Source organism: Mammaliicoccus sp. A-M4, assembly GCF_022386955.1.
Lineage (GTDB): Bacteria > Bacillota > Bacilli > Staphylococcales > Staphylococcaceae > Mammaliicoccus > Mammaliicoccus lentus.
Genome location: NZ_JAJNHH010000026.1, coordinates 1 through 7464, shown reverse-complemented (window position 1 = coordinate 7464; position 7464 = coordinate 1). Strand labels below are relative to the sequence as shown.

At 34.3% G+C, this 7464-nt stretch carries 9 protein-coding genes; all 9 read left to right on the top strand.

Translation table 11 applies throughout. The features are described 5' to 3' along the window. The coding region (locus LQ682_RS13875; RefSeq protein ID WP_481817273.1) for a protein rep at positions 1-865 on the top strand (865 nt) is incomplete at its 5' end. A 168-nt stretch (positions 866-1033) separates the two neighbouring features. Next, positions 1034-1795 (top strand): aminoglycoside O-nucleotidyltransferase ANT(4')-Ia, encoded by a 762-nt coding sequence (gene aadD1, locus LQ682_RS13870; protein WP_001014230.1) that lies wholly within the window; start codon positions 1034-1036, stop codon positions 1793-1795. Positions 1796-2005: 210 nt separating this feature from the next. Then, a complete protein-coding gene (locus tag LQ682_RS14310; RefSeq protein ID WP_012779615.1) occupies positions 2006-2068 on the top strand; it encodes a tetracycline resistance efflux system leader peptide in 63 nt (20 codons plus the stop codon). Positions 2069-2101: 33 nt separating this feature from the next. Then, on the top strand, positions 2102-3478 hold the full coding sequence (gene tet(L) / locus LQ682_RS13865) for a tetracycline efflux MFS transporter Tet(L) (RefSeq protein WP_001574277.1): 1377 nt from the start codon (positions 2102-2104) through the stop codon (positions 3476-3478). A gap of 282 nt (positions 3479-3760) precedes the next feature. Next, positions 3761-4252 (top strand): trimethoprim-resistant dihydrofolate reductase DfrK, encoded by a 492-nt coding sequence (locus tag LQ682_RS13860; RefSeq protein ID WP_012779617.1) that lies wholly within the window; start codon positions 3761-3763, stop codon positions 4250-4252. A 132-nt stretch (positions 4253-4384) separates the two neighbouring features. Then, entirely contained in the window at positions 4385-4570 is a 186-nt protein-coding gene (locus LQ682_RS13855) for a hypothetical protein (RefSeq protein WP_031794977.1), read from the top strand. Positions 4571-4702: 132 nt separating this feature from the next. Next, the gene (locus LQ682_RS13850; RefSeq protein ID WP_031794976.1) at positions 4703-5056 is read left to right on the top strand and encodes a MazG nucleotide pyrophosphohydrolase domain-containing protein; all 354 of its coding nucleotides are present in this window, start codon (positions 4703-4705) and stop codon (positions 5054-5056) included. A gap of 595 nt (positions 5057-5651) precedes the next feature. Continuing rightward, positions 5652-6914, top strand: a complete 1263-nt coding sequence (gene mobV, locus LQ682_RS13845; protein ID WP_023296837.1) for a MobV family relaxase — start codon at positions 5652-5654, stop codon at positions 6912-6914. Between the two features lie 243 nt (positions 6915-7157). Next, positions 7158-7406, top strand: coding sequence for a protein rep (locus tag LQ682_RS13840; protein ID WP_049948302.1), 249 nt, complete (start codon positions 7158-7160; stop codon positions 7404-7406). Positions 7407-7464: the final 58 nt, after the last annotated feature.

Sequence of the window (7464 nt, the reverse complement as noted above, 5' to 3'; positions counted from 1 at the left end):
CCTTGTTAAATTGTTTATATCTGAAATAGTTCATACAGAAGACTCCTTTTTGTTAAAATTATACTATAAATTCAACTTTGCAACAGAACCAAAAACGTTATATCGTGTGTGGTTTTGTAAATCTCGATTATGTCCAATGTGCAACTGGAGGAGAGCAATGAAGCATGGTATTCAGTCACAAAAGGTTGTTGCAGAAGTTATCAAACAAAAACCAACAGTTCGTTGGCTTTTCCTTACGTTGACCGTTAGAAATGTTTATGATGGTACTGAATTAAATAAAAGTTTATCGGATATGTCAAAAGGTTTTAATCGTATGATGAAATATAAGAAAATTAATAAAAACTTAGTTGGTTTTATGCGAGCGACAGAAGTAACTGTAAATAATATAGATAATTCTTATAACCAACACATGCATGTGTTGGTTTGTGTAGAAAGCACTTATTTTTATAACACTGAAAACTATGTGAATCAAAAGCAATGGATTCAATTTTGGAAAAGAGCTATGAAATTAGATTATGATCCAAACGTTAAAGTCCAAATGATTCGACCAAAAAATAAACATAAATCTGATATAAAATCAGCCATTGATGAAACTGCAAAATATCCAGTAAAAGATACAGATTTTATGACTGATGACGAAGAAAGAAATTTGCAGCGTTTAGCTGATTTGGAGGAAGGACTTTATCGAAAAAGATTAATTTCATATGGTGGTTTATTAAAGGAAATTCATAAGGAATTAAATCTTGATGACGCAGAAGATGGCGATTTAATACATACAGATGATGAAGAAAAAGCAGATGAAGATGGCTTTTCTATTATTGCAATGTGGAATTGGGAACGGAAAAATTATTTTATTAAAGAGTAGTTCAACAAACGGGCCAGTTTGTTGAAGATTAGATGCTATAATTGTTATTAAAAGGATTGAAGGATGCTTAGGAAGACGAGTTATTAATAGCTGAATAAGAACGGTGCTCTCCAAATATTCTTATTTAGAAAAGCAAATCTAAAATTATCTGAAAAGGGAATGAGAATAGTGAATGGACCAATAATAATGACTAGAGAAGAAAGAATGAAGATTGTTCATGAAATTAAGGAACGAATATTGGATAAATATGGGGATGATGTTAAGGCTATTGGTGTTTATGGCTCTCTTGGTCGTCAGACTGATGGGCCCTATTCGGATATTGAGATGATGTGTGTCATGTCAACAGAGGAAGCAGAGTTCAGCCATGAATGGACAACCGGTGAGTGGAAGGTGGAAGTGAATTTTGATAGCGAAGAGATTCTACTAGATTATGCATCTCAGGTGGAATCAGATTGGCCGCTTACACATGGTCAATTTTTCTCTATTTTGCCGATTTATGATTCAGGTGGATACTTAGAGAAAGTGTATCAAACTGCTAAATCGGTAGAAGCCCAAACGTTCCACGATGCGATTTGTGCCCTTATCGTAGAAGAGCTGTTTGAATATGCAGGCAAATGGCGTAATATTCGTGTGCAAGGACCGACAACATTTCTACCATCCTTGACTGTACAGGTAGCAATGGCAGGTGCCATGTTGATTGGTCTGCATCATCGCATCTGTTATACGACGAGCGCTTCGGTCTTAACTGAAGCAGTTAAGCAATCAGATCTTCCTTCAGGTTATGACCATCTGTGCCAGTTCGTAATGTCTGGTCAACTTTCCGACTCTGAGAAACTTCTGGAATCGCTAGAGAATTTCTGGAATGGGATTCAGGAGTGGACAGAACGACACGGATATATAGTGGATGTGTCAAAACGCATACCATTTTGAACGATGACCTCTAATAATTGTTAATCATGTTGGTTACGTATTTATTAACTTCTCCTAGTATTAGTAATTATCATGGCTGTCATGGCGCATTAACGGAATAAAGGGTGTGCTTAAATCGGGCCATATTGTTGTATAAGTGATGAAATACTGAATTTAAAACTTAGTTTATATGTGGTAAAATGTTTTAATCAAGTTTAGGAGGAATTAATTATGAAGTGTAATGAATGTAACAGGGTTCAATTAAAAGAGGGAAGCGTATCATTAACCCTATAAACTACGTCTGCCCTCATTATTGGAGGGTGAAATGTGAATACATCCTATTCACAATCGAATTTACGACACAACCAAATTTTAATTTGGCTTTGCATTTTATCTTTTTTTAGCGTATTAAATGAAATGGTTTTGAACGTCTCATTACCTGATATTGCAAATGATTTTAATAAACCACCTGCGAGTACAAACTGGGTGAACACAGCCTTTATGTTAACCTTTTCCATTGGAACAGCTGTATATGGAAAGCTATCTGATCAATTAGGCATCAAAAGGTTACTCCTATTTGGAATTATAATAAATTGTTTCGGGTCGGTAATTGGGTTTGTTGGCCATTCTTTCTTTTCCTTACTTATTATGGCTCGTTTTATTCAAGGGGCTGGTGCAGCTGCATTTCCAGCACTCGTAATGGTTGTAGTTGCGCGCTATATTCCAAAGGAAAATAGGGGTAAAGCATTTGGTCTTATTGGATCGATAGTAGCCATGGGAGAAGGAGTCGGTCCAGCGATTGGTGGAATGATAGCCCATTATATTCATTGGTCCTATCTTCTACTCATTCCTATGATAACAATTATCACTGTTCCGTTTCTTATGAAATTATTAAAGAAAGAAGTAAGGATAAAAGGTCATTTTGATATCAAAGGAATTATACTAATGTCTGTAGGCATTGTATTTTTTATGTTGTTTACAACATCATATAGCATTTCTTTTCTTATCGTTAGCGTGCTGTCATTCCTGATATTTGTAAAACATATCAGGAAAGTAACAGATCCTTTTGTTGATCCCGGATTAGGGAAAAATATACCTTTTATGATTGGAGTTCTTTGTGGGGGAATTATATTTGGAACAGTAGCAGGGTTTGTCTCTATGGTTCCTTATATGATGAAAGATGTTCACCAGCTAAGTACTGCCGAAATCGGAAGTGTAATTATTTTCCCTGGAACAATGAGTGTCATTATTTTCGGCTACATTGGTGGGATACTTGTTGATAGAAGAGGTCCTTTATACGTGTTAAACATCGGAGTTACATTTCTTTCTGTTAGCTTTTTAACTGCTTCCTTTCTTTTAGAAACAACATCATGGTTCATGACAATTATAATCGTATTTGTTTTAGGTGGGCTTTCGTTCACCAAAACAGTTATATCAACAATTGTTTCAAGTAGCTTGAAACAGCAGGAAGCTGGTGCTGGAATGAGTTTGCTTAACTTTACCAGCTTTTTATCAGAGGGAACAGGTATTGCAATTGTAGGTGGTTTATTATCCATACCCTTACTTGATCAAAGGTTGTTACCTATGGAAGTTGATCAGTCAACTTATCTGTATAGTAATTTGTTATTACTTTTTTCAGGAATCATTGTCATTAGTTGGCTGGTTACCTTGAATGTATATAAACATTCTCAAAGGGATTTCTAAATCGTTAAGGGATCAACTTTGGGAGAGAGTTCAAAATTGATCCTTTTTTTATAACAGGAATTCAAATCTTTTTGTTCCATTAAAGGGCGCGATTGTGTGAGAAGCGATCTGCGTCCGTTCTGCAATCGGGCCATATTGTTGAGGAAAGTAAACACATATATTTACGTATATTTATAATGCAATTGAGATTGTGAAGGATTACACTTAAACTAACGGGGCAGGATAGCTTAACAAGGAATAGGAATTTAAACGGTAAAATAGTTAAGGAAGGCTGTGTGATATATGAAAGTTTCTTTAATTGCTGCGATGGATAAGAACAGGGTAATAGGTAAAGAGAATGACATACCTTGGAGAATCCCAGAGGATTGGGAGTATGTTAAAAATACTACAAAGGGATATCCAATTATATTAGGAAGGAAGAATCTTGAATCAATCGGAAGAGCATTACCTGGAAGAAGGAATATTATTCTGACAAGAGATAAGGGGTTCAGCTTTAATGGTTGTGAAATCGTCCATTCAATAGAAGATGTTTTTGAGTTATGTAATAGCGAAGAGGAAATTTTCATTTTCGGGGGAGAACAAATTTATAATTTGTTTCTACCATATGTTGAGAAAATGTACATTACAAAAATTCATTACGAATTTGAAGGAGATACATTCTTTCCAGAAGTGAATTATGAAGAGTGGAACGAAGTATCTGTTACACAAGGAATAACAAATGAAAAAAATCCTTATACATATTATTTTCATATTTATGAGCGAAAAGCTTCTTGAACTAACGGGGCAGTTTAGTGGAAGAAAGTTTGAAACATTTTGTTTAAGTCAATCGTATTAATATAGAGTACAATTTTGAATCTGTATTTTTAAATTTAGTCCCGACCATAGAAGAGAAAAGGGGTGTATAAATTGAAAAGAACACGTCTAAAATTTTCCCTAATTGTTGGTTTAGTAGCGTTTATCTTAACATTTTTAGTTACTTTTTTAATTGAATCGCCGTATCCTTTTTGGGCAAGTCTGGTTGTAGGATTTTTAATATTTGAAATTAGTTATTACTACTTCTTTAACAAAGAGAAACGTCAGTACGATTTATGATAAAACAAAAGTATTAAACAATAGGGTGCGTTAGTGAAAGATAATCAATTCGTTATTTAACTAACGGGGCAGAAGAGTTCAAATAATGACAGCTTTGTTAGGGATGATGGTTAAATTAATAGGGGTGTTAAAATGGGAAATGACAAAGAAAATCCGAAGCAATTAACATTTTATGAGTTACAGAGCTACCTAGCACTAAAATACAAAGAAGGACGCACTTCATCTGCTTTGTTTATGAAACTAGTAGAAGAAATTGGCGAGGTAGCAGAGGTACTAAACCAGTTAGAAGGGCGAAAGGCAAACACGGGGAATGCTTCTTTAGAAAAAGAGCTTGTTGATGTTATCCATTACGCTGTTGCCATTGCAAGCATAAATCATATTGATCTAACAAAGGCCATTATTAAGAAGGATAAACAAGCTGCAATTAAATATAATCAATCTCCAAATTTAGAAGAGTTTTTAGAAGAAGAAATTAAAGTAAATTAACATAAAAAATACTTATGAAAGAAGAGGAACATTCCTTATTGCACTATAGGGTGCGTTAGTTTAATAATAAATAAGTGATTTTAGGGTTAAGAACTTATTTATAGTTATTCCATTAACGGGCGCGATTGCTGAATAAAAGATACGAGAGACCTCTCTTGTATCTTTTTATTTTTGAGTGGTTTTGTCCGTTACACTAGAAAACCGAAAGACAATAAAAATTTTATTTTTGCTGAGTCTGGCTTTCGGTAAGCTAAACAAAACGGACAAAATAAAAATTGGCAAGGGTTTAAAGGTGGAGATTTTTTGAGTGATCTTCTCAAAAAATACTACCTGTCCCTTGCTGATTTTTAAACGAGCACGAGAGCAAAACCCCCTTTGCTGAGGTGGCAGAGGTCGGGTTTTTTTGTTTCTTTTTTCACGAAAAAAAAAGAAAGGTCTTAAAGGTTTTATGGTTTTGGTCGGCACTGCCGACAGCCTCGCAGAGCACACACTTTATGAATATAAAGTATAGTGTGTTATACTTTACATGGAAGTGGTTGCCGGAAAAAGCAAAAATGCCTCACATTTGTGCCACCTAAAAAGGAGCGATTTACATATGAGTTATGCAGTTTGTAGAATGCAAAAAGTGAAATCACCTGGACTAAAAGGCATGCAATTTCATAATCAAAGAGAGCGAGAAAGTAGAACGAATGAAGATATTGACAGAGAGCGAACACATGAAAATTATGATTTACAAAACGATAAAAATATAAATTATAACGAACGTGTAAAAGACATAATCGATTCACAAAAAACAGGCACACGAAAAACAAGAAAAGATGCTGTTCTTGTAAATGAGTTGCTAGTAACATCTGACCGAGATTTTTTTGAGCGACTGGATCCAGGAGAACAAAAACGATTTTTTGAGGAAAGTTATAAATTATTTTCTGAACGATACGGCAAGCAAAATATTGCTTACGCAACAGTTCATAACGATGAGCAAACCCCTCATATGCATTTAGGTGTTGTGCCTATGCGTGATGGAAAACTACAAGGAAAAAATGTGTTTAATCGTCAAGAATTGTTATGGCTACAAGATAAATTCCCCGAGCATATGAAAAAACAGGGTTTTGAGTTGAAGCGTGGTGAACGTGGCTCTGACCGTAAACATATTGAGACATCTAAATTTAAAAAACAAACTTTGGAAAAAGAGATTGATTTTCTAGAAAAAAACTTGGCAGTTAAAAAAGATGAATGGACTGCTTATAGCGATAAAGTTAAATCAGATTTAGAAGTACCAGCGAAACGGCACATGAAAAATGTTGAAGTGCCAACGGGCGAAAAGTCCATGTTTGGTTTAGGAAAAGAAATAATGAAAACAGAAAAGAAACCAACTAAAAACGTTGTTATATCGGAGCGTGACTATAAAAACTTAGTGACTGCTGTGAGAGATAACGATAAGTTAAAACAGCATGTTAGCAATCTCATGAGTACTGATATGGCGAGAGAATATAAAAAATTAAGTAAAGAACATGGGCAAGTTAAAGAAAAATATAGTGGTCTTGTAGAGCGATTTAACGAAAATGTAAATGATTATAATGAGTTGCTTGAAGAAAACAAGTCTTTAAAGTCTAAAATAAGCGATTTAAAGCGTGATGTGAGTTTAATCTATGAAAGCACTAAGGAATTCCTTAAGGAACGTACAGACGGCTTAAAAGCCTTTAAAAACGTTTTTAAGGGGTTTGTAGACAAGGTAAAGGATAAAACTACACAATTCCAAGAAAAACACGATTTAGAACCTAAAAAGAACGAATTTGAACTAACTCATAACCGTGAGGTAAAAAAAGAACGAAGTCGAGATCAGGGAATGAGTTTATAAAATAAAAAAAGCACCTGAAAAGGTGTCTTTTTTTGATGGTTTTGAACTTGTTCTTTCTTATCTTGATACATATAGAAACAACAAGTTTTTATTTTTATAGTTTACATCGCGTTTAAAGTGTTGGTGTGATTGGCTTTATAAGGTTAATGAACCTTTAAAAATCCTTGCACAGAAAAATACCCTATGTTATTGTTTAAGTTACCACACAAAAACAAATTTACATAGGGGGTTTCTGTATTAATTATGTGCAATAATAATAGCATTAATTCAGATGAAAAATCAAGTGTACTAATCGACAAAACAAAAAGTGGAAAAATAAGACCTTGGCGAGAAAAGAAAATGGCAAATGTAGATTATTTTGAACTCTTGCATATTCTTGAATTTAAAAAGGCTGAACGTGTAAAAGATTGTGCAGAGGTACTTGAATATAAAGTGAGTTATGAAACGGGAGAAAAAACGTGGTTCTGTTGCAAAGTAAAAAAATATAGCTAACCACTAATTTATCATGTCAGTGTTCGCTTAACTTGCTAGCATGATGCTAATTTCGTGG